24 protein-coding genes and 1 tRNA gene are annotated in these 23,824 nt (G+C 70.7%); 12 read left to right on the top strand and 13 right to left on the bottom strand.

The features are described from left to right. Positions 1-40: 40 nt before the first annotated feature. Positions 41-1,753, bottom strand: a complete 1,713-nt coding sequence (locus tag ACIO52_RS17565) for an ABC transporter ATP-binding protein (protein ID WP_402644948.1) — start codon at positions 1,751-1,753, stop codon at positions 41-43. Continuing rightward, entirely contained in the window at positions 1,753-3,537 is a 1,785-nt protein-coding gene (locus tag ACIO52_RS17560) for an ABC transporter ATP-binding protein (protein ID WP_402644945.1), read from the bottom strand. Before ACIO52_RS17560 ends, ACIO52_RS17565 begins: the two co-directional genes overlap by 1 nt. A 180-nt stretch (positions 3,538-3,717) precedes the next feature. Between ACIO52_RS17560 and ACIO52_RS17555 the strand changes: the two genes are divergently transcribed. Together ACIO52_RS17555 and ACIO52_RS17550 are read left to right on the top strand one after the other, a co-directional pair. Further along, positions 3,718-4,314, top strand: a complete 597-nt coding sequence (locus tag ACIO52_RS17555; protein ID WP_218718927.1) for a TetR/AcrR family transcriptional regulator — start codon at positions 3,718-3,720, stop codon at positions 4,312-4,314. A 255-nt stretch (positions 4,315-4,569) separates the two neighbouring features. Continuing rightward, positions 4,570-5,079, top strand: a complete 510-nt coding sequence (locus tag ACIO52_RS17550; RefSeq protein WP_402644941.1) for an anti-sigma factor antagonist — start codon at positions 4,570-4,572, stop codon at positions 5,077-5,079. A gap of 8 nt (positions 5,080-5,087) precedes the next feature. Here ACIO52_RS17550 and ACIO52_RS17545 read toward each other — a convergent pair. Continuing rightward, positions 5,088-5,161, bottom strand: a tRNA-Ile gene (locus ACIO52_RS17545). A gap of 107 nt (positions 5,162-5,268) precedes the next feature. Between ACIO52_RS17545 and ACIO52_RS17540 the strand changes: the two genes are divergently transcribed. Continuing rightward, positions 5,269-5,709, top strand: coding sequence for a nitroreductase family deazaflavin-dependent oxidoreductase (locus ACIO52_RS17540; RefSeq protein ID WP_316573952.1), 441 nt, complete (start codon positions 5,269-5,271; stop codon positions 5,707-5,709). A 190-nt stretch (positions 5,710-5,899) separates the two neighbouring features. Here the strand turns inward: ACIO52_RS17540 and ACIO52_RS17535 are convergent, their stop codons facing one another. Next, positions 5,900-6,904, bottom strand: a complete 1,005-nt coding sequence (locus ACIO52_RS17535; RefSeq protein ID WP_402644938.1) for a zinc-binding dehydrogenase — start codon at positions 6,902-6,904, stop codon at positions 5,900-5,902. A 71-nt stretch (positions 6,905-6,975) separates the two neighbouring features. Here ACIO52_RS17535 and ACIO52_RS17530 point away from each other — a divergent pair, with 71 nt between their 5' ends. Both ACIO52_RS17530 and ACIO52_RS17525 read left to right on the top strand, forming a co-directional pair. Further along, positions 6,976-7,227 carry a hypothetical protein gene (locus tag ACIO52_RS17530; protein WP_316573950.1) on the top strand — a complete coding sequence of 84 codons (252 nt, stop codon included), beginning with the start codon at positions 6,976-6,978 and terminating at the stop codon, positions 7,225-7,227. A 226-nt stretch (positions 7,228-7,453) separates the two neighbouring features. Further along, positions 7,454-7,957, top strand: a complete 504-nt coding sequence (locus ACIO52_RS17525) for a hypothetical protein (RefSeq protein WP_218718932.1) — start codon at positions 7,454-7,456, stop codon at positions 7,955-7,957. Positions 7,958-7,964: 7 nt separating this feature from the next. Here the strand turns inward: ACIO52_RS17525 and ACIO52_RS17520 are convergent, their stop codons facing one another. The 5 genes from ACIO52_RS17520 to ACIO52_RS17500 all read right to left on the bottom strand — a co-directional run bounded on the left by ACIO52_RS17520 (position 7,965) and on the right by ACIO52_RS17500 (position 13,645). Next, positions 7,965-9,737, bottom strand: coding sequence for an SDR family oxidoreductase (locus ACIO52_RS17520; protein WP_316573949.1), 1,773 nt, complete (start codon positions 9,735-9,737; stop codon positions 7,965-7,967). 32 nt (positions 9,738-9,769) lie between these two features. Further along, positions 9,770-10,876 (bottom strand): PDR/VanB family oxidoreductase, encoded by a 1,107-nt coding sequence (locus tag ACIO52_RS17515; RefSeq protein WP_316573948.1) that lies wholly within the window; start codon positions 10,874-10,876, stop codon positions 9,770-9,772. Continuing rightward, positions 10,873-11,775, bottom strand: coding sequence for a metal-dependent hydrolase (locus tag ACIO52_RS17510; protein WP_218718935.1), 903 nt, complete (start codon positions 11,773-11,775; stop codon positions 10,873-10,875). Before ACIO52_RS17510 ends, ACIO52_RS17515 begins: the two co-directional genes overlap by 4 nt. Before the next feature lie 132 nt (positions 11,776-11,907). Further along, entirely contained in the window at positions 11,908-12,903 is a 996-nt protein-coding gene (locus ACIO52_RS17505) for a YdcF family protein (RefSeq protein ID WP_316573947.1), read from the bottom strand. Between the two features lie 52 nt (positions 12,904-12,955). Further along, on the bottom strand, positions 12,956-13,645 hold the full coding sequence (locus ACIO52_RS17500) for a rhomboid-like protein (protein WP_402644932.1): 690 nt from the start codon (positions 13,643-13,645) through the stop codon (positions 12,956-12,958). A gap of 95 nt (positions 13,646-13,740) precedes the next feature. Here ACIO52_RS17500 and ACIO52_RS17495 point away from each other — a divergent pair, with 95 nt between their 5' ends. Together ACIO52_RS17495 and ACIO52_RS17490 are read left to right on the top strand one after the other, a co-directional pair. Next, positions 13,741-14,523, top strand: coding sequence for a DUF72 domain-containing protein (locus tag ACIO52_RS17495; protein WP_402644930.1), 783 nt, complete (start codon positions 13,741-13,743; stop codon positions 14,521-14,523). 131 nt (positions 14,524-14,654) lie between these two features. Continuing rightward, complete coding sequence (locus tag ACIO52_RS17490) at positions 14,655-15,920, top strand: FAD-dependent monooxygenase (protein WP_402644927.1); 1,266 nt, start codon at positions 14,655-14,657, stop codon at positions 15,918-15,920. Between the two features lie 72 nt (positions 15,921-15,992). Here the strand turns inward: ACIO52_RS17490 and ACIO52_RS17485 are convergent, their stop codons facing one another. Next, complete coding sequence (locus ACIO52_RS17485; RefSeq protein ID WP_342800039.1) at positions 15,993-18,026, bottom strand: CocE/NonD family hydrolase; 2,034 nt, start codon at positions 18,024-18,026, stop codon at positions 15,993-15,995. A gap of 162 nt (positions 18,027-18,188) precedes the next feature. On the opposite strand from ACIO52_RS17485, the gene ACIO52_RS17480 reads away from it, so the two are divergent. After that, on the top strand, positions 18,189-18,842 hold the full coding sequence (locus ACIO52_RS17480) for a TetR/AcrR family transcriptional regulator (RefSeq protein WP_218718940.1): 654 nt from the start codon (positions 18,189-18,191) through the stop codon (positions 18,840-18,842). A 29-nt stretch (positions 18,843-18,871) separates the two neighbouring features. Beyond that, positions 18,872-19,039 carry a hypothetical protein gene (locus tag ACIO52_RS17475; protein ID WP_218718941.1) on the top strand — a complete coding sequence of 56 codons (168 nt, stop codon included), beginning with the start codon at positions 18,872-18,874 and terminating at the stop codon, positions 19,037-19,039. A 16-nt stretch (positions 19,040-19,055) separates the two neighbouring features. Here the strand turns inward: ACIO52_RS17475 and ACIO52_RS17470 are convergent, their stop codons facing one another. Further along, entirely contained in the window at positions 19,056-19,601 is a 546-nt protein-coding gene (locus tag ACIO52_RS17470) for a hypothetical protein (protein WP_218718942.1), read from the bottom strand. A gap of 173 nt (positions 19,602-19,774) precedes the next feature. Here ACIO52_RS17470 and ACIO52_RS17465 point away from each other — a divergent pair, with 173 nt between their 5' ends. Next, complete coding sequence (locus ACIO52_RS17465) at positions 19,775-20,785, top strand: GlxA family transcriptional regulator (protein WP_402644922.1); 1,011 nt, start codon at positions 19,775-19,777, stop codon at positions 20,783-20,785. Here ACIO52_RS17465 and ACIO52_RS17460 read toward each other — a convergent pair. Both ACIO52_RS17460 and ACIO52_RS17455 read right to left on the bottom strand, forming a co-directional pair. Next, on the bottom strand, positions 20,766-21,686 hold the full coding sequence (locus ACIO52_RS17460; protein ID WP_316573942.1) for an alpha/beta fold hydrolase: 921 nt from the start codon (positions 21,684-21,686) through the stop codon (positions 20,766-20,768). The genes ACIO52_RS17465 and ACIO52_RS17460 overlap by 20 nt on opposite strands. Positions 21,687-21,743: 57 nt before the next feature. Continuing rightward, positions 21,744-22,508, bottom strand: coding sequence for an ankyrin repeat domain-containing protein (locus tag ACIO52_RS17455; protein WP_402644919.1), 765 nt, complete (start codon positions 22,506-22,508; stop codon positions 21,744-21,746). A 279-nt stretch (positions 22,509-22,787) separates the two neighbouring features. Here ACIO52_RS17455 and ACIO52_RS17450 point away from each other — a divergent pair, with 279 nt between their 5' ends. Continuing rightward, complete coding sequence (locus ACIO52_RS17450; RefSeq protein ID WP_402644916.1) at positions 22,788-23,564, top strand: hypothetical protein; 777 nt, start codon at positions 22,788-22,790, stop codon at positions 23,562-23,564. A gap of 38 nt (positions 23,565-23,602) precedes the next feature. Beyond that, complete coding sequence (locus tag ACIO52_RS17445; protein ID WP_218718946.1) at positions 23,603-23,821, top strand: three-helix bundle dimerization domain-containing protein; 219 nt, start codon at positions 23,603-23,605, stop codon at positions 23,819-23,821. Positions 23,822-23,824: the final 3 nt, after the last annotated feature.

Here is a 23,824-nt window from a genome sequence, read left to right as displayed (position 1 = left end):
AGCAGAGTGGCGCGCACGGCCGACGAGGGGACAGCGCCGGTCAGATCGTCAGCGGCGAAGTGGTGAGGCTCCAGAAATCGGCGTAGCGGCCGCCGCGATCCAGCAGCTCCGCGTGGGTGCCTTCCTCCACGATGCGCCCGCTGTCGACGAAAATGACGCGGTCGGCGCTGCGGACGGTCCGCAGCCGGTGCGCCACCAGCACGACGGTGCGGCCCGCCATCAGACGTTCGATGCCCTGGTGCACGGCCGCCTCGTTCACCGGGTCCAGGGCGGAGGTGACCTCGTCCAGCAGGACGATGGGCGCGTCCTTGAGCAGCGCGCGGGCGATCGAAACCCGTTGCCGCTCACCGCCGGAGAGCAACGCGCCGCCCTCGCCGACGGCGGCGGACCAGCCGCCGGGCAGTCGTTCGATCACCTCGTCCAGACGCGCGGCCGTCGCCGCCGCGCGGACCTCGGCGTCGGTGGCGTCGGGACGGCCGAGGCGGATGTTGTCCTCGATGGTGCCGTCGAAGAGGTAGACGTGCTGGAAGACGATGGCGATGCGCGACATCAGCGTGGTGGTGTCCATCTCGCGAACATCGACACCACCGATCCGGATCGCGCCGGCGTGCACATCATGGAACCGCGCGAGCAGTTGGAGCAGCGTGCTCTTGCCCGCGCCGGACGGCCCGACGATCGCGAACCGCTGTCCCGCGGGCACCGTCAGCGACAGGTCGTCGACGACGGTGCGATCGCCGTGCCGGAAACCGACTCCGGCGAACTCCAGGTCGTGCCGATCCGGGACGATCGGCTGTTCGGGTTCGGGCAGCGGCTCCAGCCCGAGCAGCTCGTCCAGCCGGGTCAGTTGCGCTCGCGCGCTGCGCAATCGGCCGCCGATCTCGGCCAGCGACAGCAGCGGCTCGGCGCAGCGAGCCGCCAGGACGAGGATCGCCAGCAGTTCGGCCGCGCCGATCTGACCGCCCAGAGCGAGGGCGGCGCCGAGCGCGAGCAGCGCGGTGAACACGACCTGCACGGCCAGCGTCAGCCCGACGATCCCGGGCAGGGCCGACAGCGCGGATCGGCGCGCGGCGCGCTGGAGTCCGCGCAGCGCGTCGTCGAGCAGGCCGAAGCGTTCGGTGGTGCGGCCACCGGCCCGCAGCACCGGCTGGGCCTGCAGGTATTCGATCACCCGCCCCGCGGCCTGCTGATCGCGGTCGTGTCGTTCGGCGTCGGCGGCGGCCATCGCTCGCCCCGTCCACCCCTGGATCGCCGCCACCAGCGGCACCGCGATCAGAGCCGCCAATCCCAGCTGCCAGTGGAACGCGAGCATCACGACGACGATCGTCAACGGCGTCACCACCGCGCCGACGAACGGCGCGAGCAGATGCGCGATCACGCTCATCGCCTCCAGCACTCCGCGACTGGCGAGCACCGACACCTCGCCGACCCGGTCGGGGCCGTACCAGCCCAGCGGCAGCCGGGCCAGATGGTCGCCGAGCCGGTGATAGGTGCCGCGCAGCAGCGTGGTGCCCGCGCGGAAACCAGCCAGGTCGCTGAGATAGCGCAGTGTGCCGTAGCAGGCGACCGCGATCCCGAACCCGAGCAGCCACGGCCGGGCGCCGGCCGGATCGTCCCCGAACAGTTCCCGGAGCACCGGCACCAGCAGGGCATAGGACAGGCCTTCGAGGATTGCGGTGGCCGTCATCAGCGCGACGGTGCGGCGCACCGGACCGGCATACCGATGGCCGAGCACCCGCAACAGGGTCCGGATCATCACTCGTCTCCTTCGTGGGATCGCCGCAACCCGGCGAACATGCCGTGGCCTGCCAGCAGGCGCGCGGGCGCGCCGCGCTCCACGATCACGCCGTCGTCCACCATGACGACGGTGTCGGCATCGGCGATCGTCTCCAGCCGGTGCGCGATGACCAGGATCGTCCGGTCCGCGCGCAGGCTCGACAGTGCTTGGCGCACCGCTTGTTCGGTCTGTGGATCGGCGAAGGACGTGGCCTCGTCGAGCACCAGGATCGGGGTGTCGGCCAGCAGAGCGCGGGCCAGGGCGAGTCGTTGCGCCTCACCACCGGACAGGCCGGCCTCCACGCCGAGCACTGTGTCGTATCCGCGCGGGAGTTCGGTGATCCGGTCGTGGATGCCCGCCAGCCGGGCCGCGTGGACCACCCGCTCGTGGTCGGCGTGCGGGACCGCCAGCGCGATATTGTCGGCCACCGACGCCCGCAGCAAGCGCACATCCTGGAAGACGAACGACACCTCGCGATACAGCCGGTGACTGCCGATCTCGCGCAGGTCGACGCCGCCGAGGGTGATCGTGCCGCCCGTCGGATCGAAGAATCGCGGAAGTAGCCGCACGAGCGTGGATTTGCCGCTGCCCGACGGCCCCACGAGGGCGGTGACCGTCCCCGGCTCCAGCACCAGGTCGATCCCGCGCAGCACCTCACGGTCGGCGTCGTAGCCGAACCGGACGCCGCGCAGTTCCACGCGATGCCCGCGCGGCTCGACGGGCGCGGCCGGCTCGGACAGCGGTTCGACGTCGAGGACGTCCCGGATCCGCCCGACCGCGCGGCCCGCGGCCTGCAGGTCGTCGAAGCCGTGGCCCAGCGCCGCGACCGGGGCGGTCAACCCGAGGCCGAGCAGCAGGAACGGCAGTAGATCGGCGGGCGCCATCGCGTCCGTCGTGATCAGGAACGTGCCGCCGACCAGGACCACGAGCAGCACGAACGGGGGCGACAACGCCAGCTGCATCGCGGCGGCGATCGGCGAGAGCCCGCGCGCCCAGCGCAGGAACGTATCGGCGAAATCGTCCACCGCCGAACGGAATCGACGGTGCGCCCGGTCGCCGCCGCCGAACGCCTTGACCTCGGCGATGCCCTGCACGAACTCCACCACCGCGTCGGCGATGCGGCCCATCGCCGCGTCGAACTCGGTTTGCTCGCGCTGCCGGGCCCCCGTCATCATCAGCGGGACCAGCGCGATCGCCGACAGCACCGGGATCAGCGTGATCAGCGTCAGTCGCCAGTCGACGGTCACCAGGTAGATCAACGACACCAGCGGCACCACGAACGCCGATACCAGCTCGCCGGGCGCGTGGGCGATGAACGGATGCACCGCGCTCACATCCTCACCGACCACCTTGGCCAGCTCCCCGGTGCCGCGCCGGGAGAACCAGCCGATCGGCACCCGGCCCAGATGGTCCGCCAGCTGCCGGCGCAACGACAGCTGCACCGTGCTGTCGAGGACGTGCCCGAGCCCGGAGGACGCGGCGGTGCAGACCAAGCGGACGAACAGTCCCGCCGCCCCCAGCACCACCACCAGCCACACGTGACCGTGGTCGACCGGGCCGGCCGACAGCAAGGTGCGCCCGAGCTCGACCACGGCCAGCAGCGGCGCCAAGCCCGCGACGGCGCCGACGACTTGCAGGATGAGCACGGCCGCGAATCCCCCGAGATGCGGGCGCAGCAGCGCGGTGAGGCGCGGACCCGCGGACCCGATATCCGGCGGCGGGGCGGACATCTCCCTTACCTCGACAAGGTCGGTGGTGGTCATCGCTGTCCCTTCTCCTCGCACAACAGCGGCATCAGCACAGGTCAGCGACCTGATGTCGACACTCGCGTCGTTTGAGAAAGTCACTATCTCTAGCAAGTGACTGTAGGTAAGCAATTACAGACAGTCAATGTCTGTAGCGAGTCACTTTCTGAAACGAGTAGCTCTTGCTAACCTGCTCGCATGACCGGACTTCGTGAGCGGTGGCGGCTCAAGGCCATGCACACCATCCAGGAACGCGCCCTGGATCTGTTCGACGAGAAGGGCTTCGGCGCCGTCACGATCGACGAGATCGCGGCTGCCGCCGAAGTCTCACCGTCGACGGTCTACCGGCTGTTCGGCACGAAGGAAGGGATCATCGTCGCCGACGAGTTCGACACCATGAGCGAGGCCGAGATCGCCGAGATGGTCGACCCCCACGACCCCGTCGAGAGCCTGCTCCGCTCGGTACGCGCCGACGAATCCACCGGCGAGGAACCCGCCCCGGCCGACAAGGGCCCGTGGCGCCGGGTCCGCTACCACTTCACCGAGCCCTCGGTCCGCATGGCCGCCTGCGCCTCCGCCGATCGCACCAGCCGGCGACTCCTCCCGCTGATCGCCTCGACCGGGAAATTCACCGAAACCCAGGCCCGCGTCGCCACCAATGCCCTGACCTTCGGCTACTTCGCCGCCCTCGAACAGTGGTACCTCGACGGCGGCGACCGCCCGATCGCGGACTACGTCGAAGACGGCCTGCGACCCCTGCGCGCCCTCTGGACCTCCGACGACGGGCCCGCCTGACCCCAGAATCCGGCCACGGCCGGGCGAACTCCCCGACCGAACCGCACTGCTGGGCAATGCCGTTCACGCGCTGCCGGCGGAACCGGCGCGACGGGCGACCCGGAAAACGAACGAGTTCCCCCTCGACAACAGCTGCGTCACGATCGGCGACAGTTCCGGCACCGTGGTGCTGGAATAGGGAACTACCAGCCGTTCTTTGTCGACCCGGAACCGGTCGGGCGCCACGCCCGCCGGTTTCGCCGAGGAGGCAGGCCGATGAGCACCCCGTACCGCCACGACGAGGACCTGTTCCCCGCGGCCGCCGGCGAACCCGCCGATATCTGTCAGCGTCTGCACGCCGAGCTCGAGTCCCGCAGCACCGTGGTCATCCTGTACGTGCACGGCGAGATCGACGCCTTCACCCTCCAACGCTGGCATCGCATGGTCGATACCGCCGTCGACCGCGCCATCGAGTGCGGTCACCTCGTCGTCGACATCAGCGACACCGAATTCATGGCGTGCCGCTCGGTGCTGGACCTGGCGGCCCGCGCTCAGCAAGCCGCCGCGCACGGCGTGCTCGTCAGCGTGGTCGATCCGGGCCCCTCGGTGGTCGCGCGCGTCGTCGCCGTCGCCGGGCTGACCGAGTGGCTCCCGTTGCACACCACCTTGATCGACGCTCTCGGCGCCCACACCCCGCGCTCATCCCCCTGCCCGACCCCGCCCCGATCTCCCCGACACGCCAAGCCACCGCGAACCACCCGAAACCGACCGATTCCCCCACCCTGACAGGACAGTGGGGCGGGTGGGGCTCGAACCCACGACCAGCGGATTATGAGTCCGCGGCTCTAACCGACTGAGCTACCGCCCCTGGCCAGGGGTGTCCCCGGGCGAGTCGCATGGTACCCGGTGGGGTGCGACGTTGACCACTCGGCGAGCCGGGTGGCGGGGGTCGGCGAGGCGGGCGAGGATGGGGGTATGGCCGATCTTTTCGTGCGAGTTCTGGCGGGGCATCAGTGGATCTACGAGCACAGCGGCGGGCTGGTGGGGCACCGGTTGCTGTTCGGGAATCCGACCCTGTTACTGCGGACGGTGGGGCGCAAGACCGGGCAGGCGCGCACATCGGCCTTGACCTATGCCCGCGACGGGGCGGACTTTCTGGTGACCGCGTCGAACGGCGGGTCGCCGCGGCCGCCGGGATGGCTGGCGAACGTGACCGCGCGGCCGGACTGCGAGATCCAGGTGGGGACGCGCAAGATCGCGGTGACCGCGCGGGCGACCTACCCGGACGATCCGGACTACGCCCGGCGCTGGGAACTGGTGAACGCAGTCAACGGCGACCGGTACCGCGGCTATCAGACGAAGACGCGGCGACCGATCGCCGTGGTGGTACTGCACCCCAGAAGTGAACCCAGCTAAGCCTTTTCGGCTTTCTGCCGCGGCACCTGTGCCCGCCGCTCACGGTCGCGACGCTCGATCGTGCCCCCGGGGTTGCTGGCTAGCTTGATCACGCCGATAACCAACAGAAGAACCGCGACTATCACTGCTATGACAATTATTCCCTGCACAGTATGAACTTATCGCGTATTCCGTTGCGGCGCAGACTAAGTTACAATGACGCGCCGATCGTCAACAGGGTCCGGCCGAGTGCCGATCGGCTCTCGATGACCGCGTGCGCGCGCTCGACTTGCTCGATCGGGAACGTCTGACCGATCACCACCTCCAGTCTGCCTGCGGCGACCTCGGTTTGAGCGCGTCGAGCGATGGCCGTCCAGTCGATTTCGCCGGCGACGACATCGAACAGACCGAGCACGGTGACGCCGCGGGCGGCGGCCGCCTCGGCGTTGGCGTGAGCGAAATCACCTGCGGCGGACCCGTATCCGAGGAAGATGCCGCCGTCGGCCGCGGCGGTCAGGGCCAGGCCGCCGAGCGCGCCGCCCGCGCCGTCGAAGACGACATCGGCACCCCCGCCGGTGATCTCACGCACCCGCTCGTCCCAGCCGTCGACGGTGTAGTCGACGACCTCGCTCGCGCCGAGCCGCTGCGCGAGGGCGAGCTTGTCGGCGCCGCGCGCGGCGGCCACCACCTGCGCGCCCGCCGCCACCGACAGCTGGGTGAGCAGCGTGCCGAGACCACCCGCGGCCGCGGTGATCAGCACCCACGAATCCGGGCCGACGGCCGCGCGGTCGAACACGGCGAACGCGGTGCGGCCGTCGTGGGCGAGCGCGACGGCCTGCTGGGTGCTCAGCCCGTCGGCGATCCGCACCAGGGTCTCGGCCTTGGCCAAGGCGTGTTCGGCGTAGCCGCCGGTGGGCACGCCGCCGCCGACACCGCTGGCGGCGGTCTGGGTGACGACGCGCTTGCCGAGCCAGCCGGAGTCGACCTCGGCGCCGACCGCCGAGACGACGCCGCCGATCGCGCCGCCGGGCACGTACGGCAGGCTCAGCGGGAAGAAGTCCCGGCCCCAGCCGCTGCGCAGCCGGGTGTCGAGGAACATCACATCGGCGACCTCGACATCGACCACCACTTCGGCCGGACCGGGTTGCGGCGCGGGCAGTTCCCGCACCTCGAGCACTTCCGGTCCACCGAATTCCTTGACCTGCACAGCACGCATCGCGACTCCCTCGTGGTATCTACACCGACGCGCTCAGCATGGAACCTGAAGTCGAGTTCAGGTCAAGAGGGGTGCGGCGTGGATCACCCGATCACGAGCCGCCACCGCAACTGCTGCTGGAACCACCGCCACAGCTGCTGCTCGATCCGCCGCCACAACTGCTGCTCGAACCACCGCCACAACTGCTGCTCGATCCGCCGCCGCAACCACTGCCGCTGCCGGAGCAACCGCTGCTACTGCCCCCGCCACAACTGCTGGTCGCGCCACCGCCGCAGCTCGATCCGGAGCCGTGCGGCCCGGTCGGCCCGTCGAAGAACCCGTAGGTCCCCGCCGACCCGGCCAGCCAGCTCTGATCGGTGAACCCCTGCGGGCCACGCGGCGGACTCAGCTTGCGAACCAGCACCACTACCGCCGTGACCAGCACCGCGAGACCGACCACCAAGAACGCGAGCACGATCACCAGCATCACCACCATGCCTGCAGGCTAGCCGCCCCACCCGTCCGCGGCAGCGCAGACGAGCGACCACCCAGGGGGCTTACAGTGACATCGTGGCGCTCTCGTTCCTTCGACGCGGTCCGCGACCGATCGACCTCGGCGCGGTCGATCGCACCGTCGCCGACCTGCGTTTCCCCGACGCGATCTTCAAGACCTGCCCCTGGCAGCCGCGCGAACTGGTGGAAACCGGTCTGCGCCAATGGTTGCGCTGCTGCGGCGCGGCGATGCGCGACGACCAGGTGATCGGGATGCCCTCGCACGCGGTCGACGAAGCCTGGCACGGGTTCATCCTGTGCACCCAGCAGTACGCGCGATTCTGTACCGACGCCTACGGCCGGTTCCTGCACCACTTCCCCGACGGCGCCGGCGACAGCGCACCCGATCACGGGTCCATGCTCGACCAGCTCGGCCGGACCGTGGTGGCCTGGTCGCTGGTGGCCGGACCGGACGAACAGTGCGTGCTGTGGGACCTCGACCGCAAGGTCGGCGTCGAGCAGCCGTGGGGCGTGGACGCCCGGCACGTCGCCGCCGTGCGGGAGCGACTGCGCCGGGCGTGACCGCGCGTCAGACCAGCTTCATCCGGCGGGCCGCGAACCGCACCGCGCCGGGCGCGAGCCGGTTGATCCGGTACTGCACCCACGATTCCGGCGTCACCGGCACGATGTCACGGCCGCCGCGCACCGCCTTCACGATCTGCGCCGCGACCTTGTCGGGGGTGTAACCGCGCCGCTCGTAGAGCTTGTCGAACTTGCGCTGGGTGGCCGCCTCGTCCTCGGCGGAGACACCCGAGATGCGGGTGGTGGCCACGATATTGGTGTGCACGATGCCCGGGCACACGGTCGAGACCGAGATGCCGCGCTCGGCCAGTTCGGCGCGCAGGCAGTCGGAGAACATGAACACCGCCGACTTGCTGGTGGCATAGGCGGCCATGTCGCGCTGCGGGCTGTAGGCCGCCATGCTGGACAGGTTCACGATGTGCCCGCCCAGGCCGCGCTCGGCCATCGCCGCGCCGAAAGCCCGGCAGCCGTTGACCACACCGCCCAGGTTGATCCGCAGGACCCGGTCGAATTCCGCGGACGGGGTGTCGAGGAAGCCGCCCGCCTGCCCGACACCGGCGTTGTTGATCAGGACGTCGGGCACGCCGTGCGCGGCGATGACGTCGTCGGCATGCGCACGGACCGCGGCCTCGTCGGACACGTCCAGCGCGTAGGCGTGCGCGACACCACCTTCGGCGACGATCAGCTCCGCCGTCTCCTTGGCGGCGTTCTCGTTCACGTCCGAGACCACCACCTCGCCGCCGAGCCGGGCGAAGGCCAGCGCGGTCTCGCGACCGATGCCGCTGCCCGCACCGGTGATCACCACCAGCTTGTTCTCGAATTCCTTACGGGTGCGGCCCACTTCGGCACGGGCGAGCCCGCGCGGGACCTCACCGCCGGCGAGCGCGTCGATCAGTTCCGTGGTGGCGGTGGCCAGCAGGTCGGGGTGCGAGAACGGCATCCAGTGCCCGGCGGGCACATCCCGACGCCACAGGCGAGCAGTCCACTTGCGGGAGTCGTCGTAGCCCGCGGGGCGCACGGCCACGTCGCGACCGGCCACGATCAGCTGCACCGGCACCTCGGTGCGCCGCTCGCGCGGCGACAGCATGCGCTGCACGATGTTCGCGCGATAGATGAGCAGGCCGTCGACCATGTCGCGGCGGAACGTGGGGCCGAGCACGACATTGCCGGGCGCGGTGTCGTTCATCAGCGCGACGGCGCGCTGCCACACCTTCTCGGTGCCGATGGCGCCGAAGGTGGCGCGCGGCAGCACCGGGGTCATGAAGAACGCGGTGTAGGCCGAGGACAGCGCCTGAGTCACCGGCTGCCAGATGTTGCGCGGGGTCGGTCGGGAGAGCCGGTCGCGCACCCAGGCGGCCAGGTGGTCGAGGTTCGGGCCCGACACCGAGGTGAACGAGGCGATCCGCTCGGTCGCCTGCGGCTCGCACACCGCCTCCCACACCTGCACCGAACCCCAGTCGTGGGCGAGCACATGCACCGGACGGTCGGGACTGACCGTGTCGATGACGGCGTAGAAGTCGCGGGCGAGTTCGTCGAGCCGGAAGTCGGCGGTGCGCTGGGTGCGGGTGGACTCGCCGTGGCCGCGGGTGTCGTAGGCGACGACGTGGAAGCGCTGCGCGAGTCGTGGAATCACCTTGTCCCACAGGTGGTGGGTGTCGGGCCAGCCGTGCACGAGCACGACGGTGTCGGCCGCGGGGTCGCCGTATTCGAACACGGCGAGCTCGAACTCGCCGTTGCGGACGGTGCGCCGGTTGGCGGCCTGCGTGGTGTCGACAGACATCTCTCTTCGGACTCCTTGTCCTGGAATCGAACTCACAGGTCGAGCACCAATCGCTCACCGTGCGAACGGGATACGCAGGCGAGCAGCTCGCCCGCGGCATGGTCGGCATCGGAGAGGGTGTTCTCCCGATGATCGGGCTCGCCCGCGAGCACCCGCACGACGCAGGTGCGGCAGAAGCCCTGCCGGCACGAGTAGGGCTGGTCGGGGCGGGTCGCGAGGATGGCGTCGAGCGCGCTGCGGTCGGCGGGGACCTCGATCACCGCACCGGTGGAGGCGAATTCGATCTCGAAGGCGGTGCCGTCCACGATCGGCGGCGGCGAGAACCGCTCGAAGTGCAGTTCCACCTGGGGCATGGCGCGCACCGCGGCGACGATCGCCGAGGTCATCGGGGTCGGGCCACAGGCATAGACCGCCGTGCCCGCGCCGACCCCGGGCAGCAGCGCCGCCGCGTCGGGCAGACCGTGCTCGTCGTCGGTGCGCACGACGACATGCTCGCCGAAGCTCTCCAGCTCGGCCAGGAACGGGATGGTGTCGCGCGAGCGCCCCGTGTAGACCATCGTCCACGGCACGCCGAGCCGGTGCGCGAGCCGCGCCATCGGCAGGATCGGTGTGATGCCGATGCCGCCGGCGACGAAGTGCAGGCGCTGCGCGGGCGAACCATGACCGGGAACCGCGAACGGGAAGGCGTTACGCGGACCGCGCACCACGAATCGGCTGCCCACCGGCAGTTCGTCGTGCACCTCGCGCGAGCCACCGCCGCCGTCGGGGATGCGGCGCACCGCGATCCGGTAGGCGCGCTCGTCGGCGGGGTCGCCGCACAGCGAGTACTGCCGCAGCAGGCCGGAGGGCAGCTCGAGATCCAGGTGCGCGCCGGGACGCCACGCGGGCAGCACCCGGCCGTCCGGCGCCTCCAGGCGCAGACTCACCACGTCCTGGTCGTGCGCGACGATCCGGCGCTCGGTGACCACCACCGGGAACCGGCGATCGTCGACGCGCGGGCGCACGTCACGACGGTTGACCAGGGCACTCCAGCGCAGCCGGGCGGTCGCGATCGCGTCGAGCACGCGGGTGCCGGGATCGTGGCGATGCTTGCCGTAGAGGTCGCCGGGCAGCGCCTGCGGCACCTCGCGCACCGTCACGAGGCCGCCGCCCTGGCCGCGGGCGACTGCGCGAGATAGGCGACAGCCTGCGCGGTCGAACCGACGTTCTCCGGGCTGTAGCCGGGCTGGAAGGTCGACAGCGCACTGATCAGCAGCGACGGGATGCCCGGCAACGCGCCGCGCCACATCGCGCCCAGGACCGAGGAGATCACCCGCGGGTACCCGTGGTCGGGCAGCTGCGGATCCTGCTGCACCAGGAACTTCGCGCCACGCACCAGCAGCGCGATGAAGATCGGGAACACCAGCATCATCGAGGCGCAGCGGCGCACGTAGCCGACGCCGAAGTACTCGGCGACGTCGTGAGCGACGTTACGGTGCTCGACCTCCTCGGCACCGTGCCAGCGGAACAGATCGGCCATGCGCGGGTCGGCGCCGAACTTCTCCAAATCGGCGTTGATCACCCAGTCGCCGAGCCAGGCGAAGAAGTGCTCGAGGCAGGCGATGAACGCGAGCCGTTCGATCAGCATCTGCCGTCCGGCGCGGTCGTCACCGCCACGGGGGCCCAGCGTCTTGCGGAACAGGTATTCCATCTGCCGCACGTAGGGCGCCGCGTCGATGCCGTTGGCGGTGAGCACGTCGTGCAGGACCTTCTCGTGGGTCTCGGCGTGCATCGATTCCTGCCCGATGAAACCGAGCATGTCCTCGCGCAGCTTCTCGTCCTTCACGTAGGCCAGCGCCTCGCGGTAGGTCACGATGAACATCCGCTCGCCCTCGGGCAGCAGCATGTTCAGCGCGCTGATCAGGTGGGATGCGTACGGTTCGGCCGGCATCCACTGCAGATCGACATCCGACCAGTCGAAGGTCACGTTGCGGGCATGCAGGGCGACCTTGCCGGGATCTACCTCCGGTCGCCGTACGGCCCGGCGAAGTAGCTTCATCGGTACTCCTCGTCCTACCGCGCGTTGCTCGGTCGAGCGCCGGCGCCACGGTGCGCCGGTCGTGCGGTAAGGAAATGATACATGTACGTAGTATTCGAGGTAACACCTATTTTGCCGCGTTTTTCGCCGAAGTCAGGAAGCGAGCAGTGCCACGAACGGGAGCGCGACCAACATCGCGCAGACGGCGATATTGAGCCGTTTGTACTCGACGAGCACGGCGGCGAACTCCCGCAGGATGGCGCTGGGCAGGTAGTAGCGGGCGGTCGGCGCACCGACCGCCTGGGCGTCGAGGCCGACGGATCGGGCGAGCAGCGCGGTGCGCAGCACATGGAAATTGCTGGTGACCAGCACAATGTCGCGGTCGACCCCCTGCCTGGCCAGCAACTCCCTGCTGAACAGCAGGTTCTCCCTGGTGCTCGTCGACCGGTCCTCGGGCAGCACGTCCTGGGCGGGCACGCCGTGTTCGGCCAGGTAGGCGCTCATCGCGTCGGCCTCGGAGACCTTCTCGTCGGAGCCCTTGCCGCCACTGGGCACCAGCAGCGGAGTACGGCCCCGTGCCTGAGCCGCGTGCCAGATGCCCAGGGCCCGGTCCAGCCTGCTCGCCAGCAGCGGCGGCACCCGGTCGCCCAGCAGTCCCGCGCCGTGCACGACGATCGCGGCGGCGTTGTCGGTGCGGGTGGCCATGCCGTAGACCACCGAATAGAGCAGAAACGCCGACAGCACGAAGCCCAGGTAGGCGGCGACGAGGACGACGGCGAGCAGCAGCACGCCGAGCACCTGCCACCGCGCGACCACCGCGACCACCAGCAGCCCGTACGGGACGAGCAAAGCCAGGCCCAGGCCGAGCGAGAGCAGATTGGCCGCCCGCACGCCTTCCCGGCGCAACATCACCACCCCGTTGACCATCAGCAAACCCGCCAGCACCAGCACGAGCAGCGGCGACAGCACCAGCGCCAGCGCGAGCAACAACTCCGGCCCCGCTCCCTCCGCGCCGGCGGACACCAGCGCCCCACCCGCGCAGAGCAGCCCGAGCAGCAACAGCACCCCGTTACCGAACCGGCGACGCTCCTGACGGAAGCGCAGCGCGAAGATCCCGAGCAGAACCACACCGACCACCAGCAAGATCACCAGGCCACCCTATCCGGCTACCGGCAGGCAACCTCGATGTCGCAGGTAGGGGTCATCCGGCCGAGGCGCGGTGCCGGAACCGGCGCACCAGCGCCGCCGGATCCCAGGCACCGCCGCGCCCCCGGGTGAGCGGGTAGCAGGCGAAGCCGAGGGCGGCGGCGCTCGCGTGTCCCACGTCGGTGAACGTGCGATCGACGAAGACCGGCGGCAGCACGACCGCGAGCACGCCCAGGACGTAGAGCCACCGCCACGGCGTCACCAGCCGGTAGGCCAGCACCGCCGCGACGCCGGCCAGCGCGTAGCTGACGCCCACGTCGAGGGTGTACATCGCGCGTTCGGGTGCGTCGTCGTGGCGGATCGCCCACAGCAGCACGCCTTCGCTGAGGTAGGTGGCGCCGACATGGGCGAGCACCGCCACCGCGAGCCAGCGCAGCGTGCCGAGCCAGCGTTCGGCATTGGCGTGGAAAAGAGTGAACAGCACCGCGTAGGCGAACCAGCTGCCCCCGTCGGTCCAGAACGCGCTGCCGATCAGCACCCGGATGGGGTCCTCGGCCAGATGATGCAGATTGGTCGACCGGTGGCCCAGCCATTGGCGCGCCTCGTCGTCGGGCAGCCGCCGGATGATGATCGTGGTCACCGCGAGCGCGGCCAGCCACAGGTAGGTCCCCGGCGCGCTGCGGACCCACCGCCCCACCGCCACCGCGCCTGCTCGAGCCCGCCCGCTGCCAGATGCGCTCACCATCTCAGTGTGCCGGATCTGCCCGGGACCGCGGTGCGCGGCGCGAGGACCGTTTCCGGTCGGGCTGCCCGGGTAGTCGCCGGATGCGGGGGCACCGAGTGAGCGTGCGCGAGGGGCAGGTGAGTGGCGTGATCCGGGTCGGCACCTCCGGCTGGCAGTACCGCGATTGGCGCGGTGTGCTGTATCCGGAGGGCCTGCCGACGCGACGCTGGCTCGAGCACTACGCCGACGCGTTCGCCACCGTCGAGTCGAACAATGCCTTCTACCGGCTGCCGAGCCGGGAGACCTTCGCCGCCTGGCGGGAGCGCACCCCGGCCGACTTCGTGATCGCGGTGAAGGCCAGCCGCTATCTCACCCACATCAAGCGATTACGGGATCCCGCCGAACCGGTGCAGCGCCTGCTCGACCGGGCCGACGGCCTCGGCGACCGGCTGGGCCCGATCCTGCTGCAACTGCCGCCGACCCTGCGCGCCGATCCCGCGCTGCTCGACGACTGCCTGCGCTGCTTCCCCGCCACGGTGCGGGTCGCCGTCGAGCCGCGGCACGCGTCGTGGTGGACCGGCGAGATCCGTGCGGTCCTGGAATCGCGGAACGCGGCGCTGGCCTGGGCCGATCGCGACTCGCGCCCGGTCACCCCGCTGTGGCGGACCACCGACTGGGCCTACCTGCGCCTGCACGCCGGACGCGCCACTCCCCCACCGCATTACGGTCGCCGGGCGCTGGCGAGCTGGGTGGACCGGCTGCTCGACGCCGGGCCGGGCGATGCCGACGGCTACGTCTACTTCAACAACGACCACGGCGGTGCCGCCGTCGAGGACGCCGTCACCTTCGCCCACCTCGCCGACGCGGCGGGCGTGCGGGTCAGCCGAGTGCCCGGGTAGGTGTGGACACCCGACCGCGACCGCACCGATGAATTCTGGGTGGATCCGTCGTCGATACCGGTGGATACACCGACAGCGGTGGGCCTGTGCCGGGACCGTTCCAGCGCGGGCAGAAGCACACGGAGGCAACGATGAGCGTCGACAACCCCGCGCACGAACACCCGGACGAGACGGGCGAGCGGGCGGGCGGGCCGCACAGCCCCAGGGTGCTGGTAGCGGGGGCGAGCATCGCGGGGCCCGCGCTCGCGCACTGGCTGCACCGGCGCGGGGCCGAGGTGACGGTGGTGGAACGGGCCCCCGCGCTGCGTCCCGGGGGACAGGCGGTGGACGCACGCGGGGTGAGCAGGGAGGTCATCCGGCGCATGGGGCTCGACGCGCGGGTGCGCGCGGCCCGCACCGAGACCGCGGGCGCGCACACCGTGGACGCGACCGGGACCGTGCTGGAGACCGTCCGTGCGGACGACGACGGCGGCGACGGCTACATCGCGGAGATCGAGATCCTGCGCGGTGACCTGTCCCAGGTGCTCTACGACGACACCCGCGACGACGTCGAGTACCTGTTCGGCGACCGGATCGCGACGCTCACCCAGGACCCGGACGGGGTCGACGTGACCTTCGAGAGCGGCGACCGGCGGCGCTTCGACCTGGTGATCGGGGCGGACGGGCTGCACTCGGCACTGCGGGCGATGGTCTTCGGGCCGCACGAGCGATTCCTCCGCCACCTCGGGCTCGTGCTGGCCTTCTACAGCGTGCCCAACGAGTTCGGGCTGGACCGCTGGCTGATCGAGTACCAGCAGTCCGGTCGCTCCGCGATTCTGCGGCCGCTGCGGGACACCACCCGGGCGATGGCGATCTTCTCCTTCCCCTCGGGGGACTTCGACATCGACCACCGCGACATCGCGGCCCAGCAGCGCCTCCTGCGCGAGCGGATGGCCGGTATGGGCTGGTCGACCTCGCGCATCCTCGCCCACCTGGACGACACCCCGGACTTCTACCTCGACCAGGTCGCCCAGGTGGTGATGGAGCGCTGGTCGAACGGCCGGGTGGGGCTGCTCGGGGACGCGGCCTTCAGCTCGTCGCCGATGTCCGGACAGGGCACCGGGCTGGCTCTGGTCGGCGCCTATCTGCTGGCCGGCGAGCTGGCCGCTGCCGGCTGGGACCCGGAGGCCGGATTCACCGGCTACGAGCGGCGGATGCGCTCGTTCGTCGAGGCCAACCAGGAAATCGGCAGGCTGCACGCGCAGAGCTTGACCGCCGCACCGGGCGAGGCCGCGACCGAGTGGGACTTCGACCTGATCGACCGCGCGATCAACGGCATCGAGCTGCCCGACTACGCGGGACTGCCGGACTCCGGTGTTCCGGTCGAAGCGCCGGTCACGGCGTCGCCGAAGCCATGAAGGCCCCGCCGCGGGGCGGGGCCTTCGGCCGGAAGGCGAGCCACGATCAGCGCTGCGCCGCGCGGGCGGCGATCACCAGCCGGGATCGGTATCCAGCGGAACGTTTATCCAGCTCGGGCGAGCGGGGTCGAGTTCGAGGTGCTGGGTGCGCAGGCCGCTCTCGTTCAGCAACGGCCGCAACGGGATTCCGCTGGGGAAGTTGCTCGCGAAGACGTCGATGCGCAGCCGGTGCCCCGGCAGCAGGACGCCGTCGGTGGCGCGGATGCCGATGTCGATCGTGGTCGGCTCGCCCGGGACGACCGGCTGACGGGTGTCCAGGGTGAGGATCGGGTACGGGTCGGTGTAGTCACCGTTGGGCGAGCGGGTCGACTTGCCGTCGTCGACCGCGCGCAGCGAGGCCACCAGCTGACCCTGCGACCAGACCGTCGACCGGCCGTCGGGCGCGACGTCGTTCACCGTGACGGTCCAGTAGCCGTCGGTCGCGTCGAGCACCGTGTTCAGGTGCGCGGCGATCGCGCCGGAGATCCGGGTCGCCTGGGTGACCGGAGCGGTGGTGAAGGTCAGCGCCGCGCCCTCACTGATCCGCGCGTCCTTGGCGCACACGTCCGGCAGCGGGATCAGCCCCGCCGTGCCCTGCGCGGCGTCCCGCGAGCAGATGGTCGTCAGGCTCGGATCCACCGATACCCGCTGCGCGGCACCGGGTGCGCCGACGAGACTGCCGTCGAAGCGGGCGCCCGGCGCCGAGCCGGACGACGCGGGGTCGAGGTACATCCGCCGGTACTGCATGCCGGGCCGCGGGAAGGCGACGTCGGTCGTCCACTGCTCACTGCCCTGCTGCCACAGGGTGACCGGCTCGTAGCGGTCGACTCCGTTGTCGATGCCCTTGAGCCACTTGTCGAACCACGCCCGCTGCAACGACTCCAGCGGCGCGGGCGCACCGGCCTGGCCCAGACCCGAACTCACGGTCACGTGGTAGACGTTGCCCATGACGAGCTTCTTCTGCTCGGCGGGCACATCGACGGCGTTGTAGATGCGCGGGGTCGAGTAGGTGAAGATGTCGTGCCAGCCGCCGTAGAGGAAGGTCGGCACCCGCACCTGGTCGGGCTGCCCGACCCAGGCGGTGCGCAGCGGGCTCTCGTCGTCGAGGATGCTGGCCATCTCCGGCGGGATCTGGTCCACGCTCGGCGTGGTCAGGGCCGCGATGAGCACATTGAAGAAGGTGAACGGGTCACGCACCCGGTCGCCGAGCCACGTCCAGTCGAACTTGCCGGAAAAAATCGACACCAGGTCCGGCAGCAGCTTCGCCCCGTCGACGGCGAGCAGCCACGGCGGGATGAAGCCGACGCCCAGCGCGCCGCCGGGCGCGGCCACATCGCGGATCAGGTCGCTACCGGGCACGATCGGGAAGATCGCCTTGAGCGCGGCGGGATGGCGCTGCGCGGTCTGGAGCTGATTGATCCCCGAGTAGGAGATGCCGCTCATCCCGATCTTGCCGTTGGACCAGCCCTGCGCGGCCGCCCAGTCGACGACCTCGACGCCGTCGAGCTGTTCGCGTTCGCCGAACACCTGCCAGGTGCCCTGGGAGAATCCGGTGCCGCGCACATCGACGACGACCTGGGTGTAGCCGCCGCGGATCAGGTTCCGGTCGACACCGAAGGTGCGGGCGGCGCCGCCGGGCAGCGCCTTCATCATGTCGCTGAGGCTGCTGAAGCCGAACGCCGAGAAGTCCAGGTTCTGCAGCACCGGCAGCAGCACGTCGGACAGGCCGGGCACGGCGAGCGCCGAGTCGGCGACGTTGGACACCAGCTTCGTGTACGGCGTCATGTTGACGATGGTGGGCGTCGGCTCGGTGATCGGCTGGCCGTCGGCACCCGCCGGGTGATAGACGTTGGCTTTCAATACCGTTCCGTCACTCATCGTGATCGGCACGTCCCACTCGATGAAGACGTTCGGGTATTGCTGCGGGCCGTTGTGGGTGGCGACGAACTGCGCGTCCAGCCCCCCGTCGGCCGGCAACGCCTGGCCGACCGGGGCCGATGCGACAGCGCCCGCGAACACGACGACGGATGCGACCAGCGCGGCCAGTCGCCCTCGATTTTTGATCATGCTTCGGTCTCAGCCCTCCACCATCGGGAACCACGACGTTCCCGTACCGGGAAGTAACGTAGCCTGCGTCACGTTCGATCGCAAGAACATGTTCTCGGCCCCTCCCCCGCAACCACCGGCCGCCGCGCCGACCCGCACGAGCCACCTGACAGAATCGATGGCGTGAACGCGCCCGATATCGATGCCGACGGACGCAGGTACCGCGGCGCCGCACCCGGACAGCGTCAGCAGGAACGGCGTGCCCGGCTCATCGAGGCGGCCACCGAAGCCTTCGGCACCGACGGCTACCGCAACACCACCGTCACCACCATCTGTGCCGCGGCCGGCGTCGGGAAGCGGTACTTCTACGAATCCTTCACCGACAGCGAGGACCTGCTGCTCGAGGTGTATCGCGAGGTCACCGCGCGGATGCTGGAGGCGATCCACGTCGGCATCGGCGACCTCGACGCCGATATCGACACCAGGGTGCGCGGCACGCTCACGGCGTACTTCCAGCTCATCCTCGACGATCCCCGCGTGCCGCGGATCGCCTTCTTCGAGATCCTCGGCGTGAGCCCGACCGTCGACCGCGCCTACCACGATGTGCTCGACGCGCTGGTCGACATCTGCCTGGCGCTGTTGACGCCGTATGTGGATCTGGACTCCCATCCCGCGCCGAGCGCGCGGATGGTCGTGCTCGGGCTGGTCGGCGCGATCCTGATCATCGCCCAGAAATGGGTGCTCGACGACTACCGTCAGCCGCTGGCCGATGTCGTCGACAGCGGTTGCCTGGTGGTCGGCGCGGTGCTGGACCGGATCAGCGCGGACGCCGAATAGGGTTGCCCTGGAGCGTTCTCCGGGCGCCGATGCCGTCGAGCAGAGCGGCGAGACCCAACCGGAACGTCCCGTCCGGGGCGGCGTTGCAGCCCGTGCCCGCCGGCTTCCCGGCGTGGACCTGGACCCTCCAGAAGGTCCGCAACACCGTGGATTTCGGCGGCGCCCTGCTCGGCCTGGCGATCTCGGTCCTCGGCTGAGATCGCCGAACCCCGGTCAGGGGATCGCGAGGACGGCCACTCCCACGAGTACGTCGACCAGACCGCAGAACTCCGCGAAGGTACGCGCGACCGTGCGCCGCGCGTGCCGATGTTCGTAGTCCCACAGACCGTGCCCGATCCAGCCCGCCGCGACCAGGACCCGCGCCCACCCGATATCCACGTGCTGCGCCGCCACCGCGAGCACCGTGAACAGCGCGAAACCCGCGAGCTGCGCCAGAAACGGCCGATCGACCCGGTCGTGGCGCAGCGCCAGGGCCACCGCGAGCGCCGCCACCACCGCCAGCACGACCGTGGTCGGCACCAGGTCCTGCACCGACAGCAGGCCGAACAGGACGCCGAGCGCGCCGAAGACAGCCCATGTGCGATCCGGCCTGCCGAGGGCCGCGGTGACCAGATAGATCAGCGGCAACACGACCAACAGCTCCGCCAGCGCCCGCACCGTGCTCTCCGCGCCCGTCGGCCAGATCAGCAGCACCAGCCCGAGCGCGACGACACTCGGCCAGCGCCGCGGCATCGCCGCACCGATTCTGCTGTATCCCAAGGACATTCGTTGGTCCGATACCGTCATGACCCGCCTCCGTCGATCGCCGTTCCCTCAGCCTGGTGCGCGCGAACGCGACATTCGACAGCCGCGGCCGACCCTGTCCGTTTTCTTGTGATTCCTGGCAGAACAGACCCGCGAGGACGACGCCCGGCCCACCTACACTGGGCCGTATGGGCGCACGGACTGTTGCCGTCATCGGCTACGACGGCGCCGAGCTGCTCGACCTGGCCTGCGTCACCACCACCCTCGACGGCGCCAACCGGCTCGGCGCCGATCCGCCGTATCGGGTCGAACTGGCCACGCGCGGCGGGCGGACCATCACCTGCGATTCCGGGCTGCGGTTGCACGGGCAGGCCCGGTGGGAGCGCCTCACCGGCCCCCTCGACACCTTGATCGTCTCCGGCGGTCTCGGCCATCTGGACGCGGCGCGCGACACCGCACTGGTCGCGCATGTCCGCAGGCTCGCCGCGGTGAGCCGCCGCGTCGCCTCGGTCTGCACCGGGGCGAGCGTGCTGGCCGCGGCCGGACTGCTCGACGGCAGGCGGGCGACCACGCACTGGATCGCCGCCGACATGCTGGCCGCCGAATATCCGCGCGTCACCGTCGATCCCGATCCGATCTACATCCGTGACGGCCGCGTCGCCACGGCGGCGGGGATGACCAGCGCGATCGACCTCATGCTCGCCTTCGTCGAGGAGGACCACGGCGCCGAGCTGGCCCGCCAGGTCGCCCGCGGCCTGGTGACCTATTTGCAGCGGCCCGGTTCACAGGCGCAGATGAGCATGTTCACCGCGCAGCCGCACGCCGAGCACGCGCTGGTCCGGCGGGTCACCGCGCATATCGCCGCGCATCTGTCCGAGGACCTGTCCACCGCGACGCTGGCCGCCAGGGAAGGCGTGAGCGCACGTCACCTGACCAGGCTGTTCGGCAAACATCTCGGCGTCACCCCCGGCCGCCACATCCGCCGCGCGCGGGTCGAGGCCGCCGCGCAACTGCTCGTCCACACCACGACCCCGGTCGCGGTGGTCGCGACCCGCTGCGGCTTCGGGACCGCCGAATCACTGCGGCAGGCCTTCGTCCGCCGATTCGGGGTCGCCCCCGCCCACTACCGGGCGACATTGTCGCGTCCCGCCCCCGACACCGAGCCGGAACCGGTGCCGGTCAGCCGATCCCGGCGGTGAAGGCGGTGAATCGCTCGGCGATGCGGTCGGGGTACTCGCCGTTGATGGCGTGGGACGCGTCGGGCCAGACCTCGACCTGCGCGCCGGGGATCAGGCGCGCGGTGGCGGCGGCCCGGTCGGCGTCGTGCACGATGGAGCGGCCCGCGAACAGGGCCAGGACCGGCACCGTCAGAGCGCGCAGCTGGTCCTCGGTGGGGCGCGGGAGCAGCGGCTGGGCGCCACGGTAGTCCGTCATCCCGGCGGCGATCAGCCTGCCCTCGGGAATCGAGTCGTCGACCGGGACACCGCCGGAGATCCAGCCCAGCAAGCGGTTTCGCAGCCCGGTCGGCAGGGCGGGGACCGCACTGCCCAGCGAGACGACGATCATCTTCCAGCTCAGCCGGGCGAAGGTATCGGCCGGATCGAGCAGGGTGATCGAGGCGACGCGCTCCGGACGATGCAGCGCGGTCTGCACGGCCAGGTTCGCGCCGATGCTGACACCGAGCAGATGGGCCCGCCGGACCCCCAGTCCCACCAGGGTTTCGGCGATCCAGGTCGCCTGATCCGACCCATCGGTCAGCGCCGTGGTCTGCCCGCTCGCGCCCGGCTCACCCACGCTGTCCACCGACCAGACCGTGCGCCGCGCCATCAGGCCCGGCAGGTTGGTGGCCCACATCGGCGTCGAGGCCTGGCGGCCGGACAGCAAGACCACGGGGGTGTCGCCGCCGGGACCGAAGCGGTAGGCGCGCACGGGACCGAACGAGGTCGGCACCGCGGCGATGGCATCGGGCGGCGGAAGTTGGGCCATGCCCGCGCGGTAGGCGGCGGCGAAGTGCTCGAAGCTCGCCCGGTCGGGGAAGTATCCGACCTTGTCCGCGGGTCGGCCGATCGTGGGAGCAAGGAACAACCCGTCCGCGGCCATATCGCCGAGCGTAGACCGCTGACCTGAGCGTATCCCGCAGCCGCGGTCGGCACGTGGTCAGCGCCCGCGCAGCAGGGCGACGATCGCGTCCTGATTCCTCCGCTCGGCGTTGTCCAGCGCGGTGCGGCCGTCCGCGTCGCGGATCCGCGGGTCGGCGCCCGCGTCGAGCAGCGCGGTCACGGTCTCCTGGTAGCGCTGCGAGCCGTCGCCGTAGACGATCGCCTCCTGCAGCGCCGTCCATTTCGGCGTGTTGACGTGGTTCACGTCGACGCCCGCCGCGATCAGCAGGCGCACGGTGCTCACGTGCCCGTGCTCACTGGCGGGAATGAGCGCGGTCCCGCCGTAGCGATTGACGCTTCGCAGGTCGGCGCCGTGGCGCAGGACCGGCTCGAGGATCTCGTCGAAGCCCTCGGCACCGGCGTAGAGGTAGGCGGAGTCCTGCAGGTCGTCCTTGGCGTCGACGTCGGCGCCCGCGTCGATGAGAGCCACCGCCGCCGCACTCGCCCGGTTCTTGGTGGCGGCGATCAGCGGCGTCCGGCCCTGGTCGCCGCGCGTTTCCAGATCGGCACCCCGAGCGATCAGGTCACGTACGCGCGCCGCGTCGTTGCTCGCGGCGGCGGCGAACAGGTCGTCGTCGAGGCTGTGGTCGAGCTGCCGGGTGGTCGGCGGCGCCTGGATGGGGGCCTCGGTGGTCACCGTGGTGGCCGGAGCGGCGGACCGTACGTCCGGATCGGCGGAACAGGCGCCGATACCCACCGCCAGCACGGCGAGCGCGAGCACGCTCGCGCGGGCGCCACGGATGGTCGAACGAGCCGGGTGCATGGGTTCTCCTCTGGTCAGGTCCCCTCCACCGTGCCCAGCGAGTGCCATCGCGTCCAGGACGCAGTACCGATCATCGCCATCGACACCGTCTATGGCGTGTCGCGGTAACCACGCGGTGAACAGCGCAGAACCATCGCGCTCGCCGTATTGCCCTGCGCGCCAGCCGATGTCCACACTGAGAGCCGTCCGACAGCGCGGTCGACACCTCCGCGGCCCGCACGGTCTCCCTGCCCCGCGCATCACGACGGGCGGCGATCACCACGAGCCGAAGGACGCGCGATGCCGTTTCTGCTGATCTCCGGAGTCTTCGTCGCCAAGGGCGCCCAGCCCGACGGCGACTCGGTGCGCTTCCGTCCCGACGACCCCACCCTGTGGGACCGGGTGGGCGGCCCACATCGGGTGAAACGCAACGCCTCCGGCGCCGCGCAGTTGCGCCTGGACGGCATCGGTTCGCTGGAGACGCACTACACGCCCCGCCACGGCACCCGCACCCACCAACCGTTGCCGCTCGCCCACGCCGCCGCCGAGGAGCTGCTCGCCTGGCTGGGCTTCACCGGCGTGGTGCGCGATGCGAACGAGACCGTCACCGCCGCGGATCAGGCCGAGGTGCCCGGTTTCATCCTGACCCGGGGCGCCGATCTGCACGGCCGGTGTGTCGCCTTCGCCGGGCGCGGCGCCTCGCCCGACAGTGCGGGCGCCGAGATGTTCGTCGACGTGGCCCTGCTGCGACTCACCCTCAATCACCACCAGCTGGCCACCGGCCTGGCCTACCCGACGTTCTATCGCAGCCTGTTCCCCGCCCTGCGGACCGAGTTCGCCGCGGTCGCCACGGCCGCCGCGACCGCGGCGACCCCGCTCGGTGTCTGGGCGGCCGACGCGACGACCACCGGCGCCGCGATCACCTCGCCGACCGCCCTGTCCGACGAGGTGGTGCTGCTACCGAAGCTGTTCCGCCGCCTGGTCGACTACCTCGCGCTCGACGCGATCACCGTGGTCGACGGCCCGACCGTGCGCCTGACCCACCCGCCGACGGATCTGGTCTTCGACGAGAAGTAGCCGGGTGAGATACCTCGTTCCCGGGGTACCCCTGGGACATGACTACTCACGAGGACCAGCAACTCGACGAGGTCATCGAACGGTTGACCATCCGGTATCCGACCGTCGCCCCCGCCGAGATCGCCGACATCGTCCGCCGGACCCACGACCAGTTCGCCCGGGCCCACGTCCGCGACTTCGTCCCGCTGCTCGTCGAGCATCACGTGCAGGACGCGCTCGGCACCCGGACCGGCCGGATCCCACCCATCCCGATGTGATCC

Origin of the sequence: Nocardia sp. NPDC087230, from assembly GCF_044744725.1 — a bacterium.
Lineage (GTDB): Bacteria > Actinomycetota > Actinomycetes > Mycobacteriales > Mycobacteriaceae > Nocardia > Nocardia canadensis.
The sequence above is the reverse complement of the archived record's forward strand: the minus strand, read 5'-3'. Positions and strand labels throughout refer to the sequence as shown.

Bases quoted from the DNA above. Each gene is read 5' to 3' on its own strand.
- ACIO52_RS17565 (WP_402644948.1), bottom strand. From the start codon at position 1,753: ATGATCCGGACCCTGTTGCGGGTGCTCGGCCATCGGTATGCCGGTCCG.
- ACIO52_RS17560 (WP_402644945.1), bottom strand. From the start codon at position 3,537: ATGACCACCACCGACCTTGTCGAGGTAAGGGAGATGTCCGCCCCGCCG.
- ACIO52_RS17555 (WP_218718927.1), top strand. From the start codon at position 3,718: ATGACCGGACTTCGTGAGCGGTGGCGGCTCAAGGCCATGCACACCATC.
- ACIO52_RS17550 (WP_402644941.1), top strand. From the start codon at position 4,570: ATGAGCACCCCGTACCGCCACGACGAGGACCTGTTCCCCGCGGCCGCC.
- ACIO52_RS17540 (WP_316573952.1), top strand. From the start codon at position 5,269: ATGGCCGATCTTTTCGTGCGAGTTCTGGCGGGGCATCAGTGGATCTAC.
- ACIO52_RS17535 (WP_402644938.1), bottom strand. From the start codon at position 6,904: ATGCGTGCTGTGCAGGTCAAGGAATTCGGTGGACCGGAAGTGCTCGAG.
- ACIO52_RS17520 (WP_316573949.1), bottom strand. From the start codon at position 9,737: ATGTCTGTCGACACCACGCAGGCCGCCAACCGGCGCACCGTCCGCAAC.
- ACIO52_RS17510 (WP_218718935.1), bottom strand. From the start codon at position 11,775: ATGAAGCTACTTCGCCGGGCCGTACGGCGACCGGAGGTAGATCCCGGC.
- ACIO52_RS17500 (WP_402644932.1), bottom strand. From the start codon at position 13,645: ATGGTGAGCGCATCTGGCAGCGGGCGGGCTCGAGCAGGCGCGGTGGCG.
- ACIO52_RS17490 (WP_402644927.1), top strand. From the start codon at position 14,655: ATGAGCGTCGACAACCCCGCGCACGAACACCCGGACGAGACGGGCGAG.
- ACIO52_RS17485 (WP_342800039.1), bottom strand. From the start codon at position 18,026: ATGATCAAAAATCGAGGGCGACTGGCCGCGCTGGTCGCATCCGTCGTC.
- ACIO52_RS17475 (WP_218718941.1), top strand. From the start codon at position 18,872: ATGCCGTCGAGCAGAGCGGCGAGACCCAACCGGAACGTCCCGTCCGGG.
- ACIO52_RS17465 (WP_402644922.1), top strand. From the start codon at position 19,775: ATGGGCGCACGGACTGTTGCCGTCATCGGCTACGACGGCGCCGAGCTG.
- ACIO52_RS17460 (WP_316573942.1), bottom strand. From the start codon at position 21,686: ATGGCCGCGGACGGGTTGTTCCTTGCTCCCACGATCGGCCGACCCGCG.
- ACIO52_RS17455 (WP_402644919.1), bottom strand. From the start codon at position 22,508: ATGCACCCGGCTCGTTCGACCATCCGTGGCGCCCGCGCGAGCGTGCTC.
- ACIO52_RS17450 (WP_402644916.1), top strand. From the start codon at position 22,788: ATGCCGTTTCTGCTGATCTCCGGAGTCTTCGTCGCCAAGGGCGCCCAG.
- ACIO52_RS17445 (WP_218718946.1), top strand. From the start codon at position 23,603: ATGACTACTCACGAGGACCAGCAACTCGACGAGGTCATCGAACGGTTG.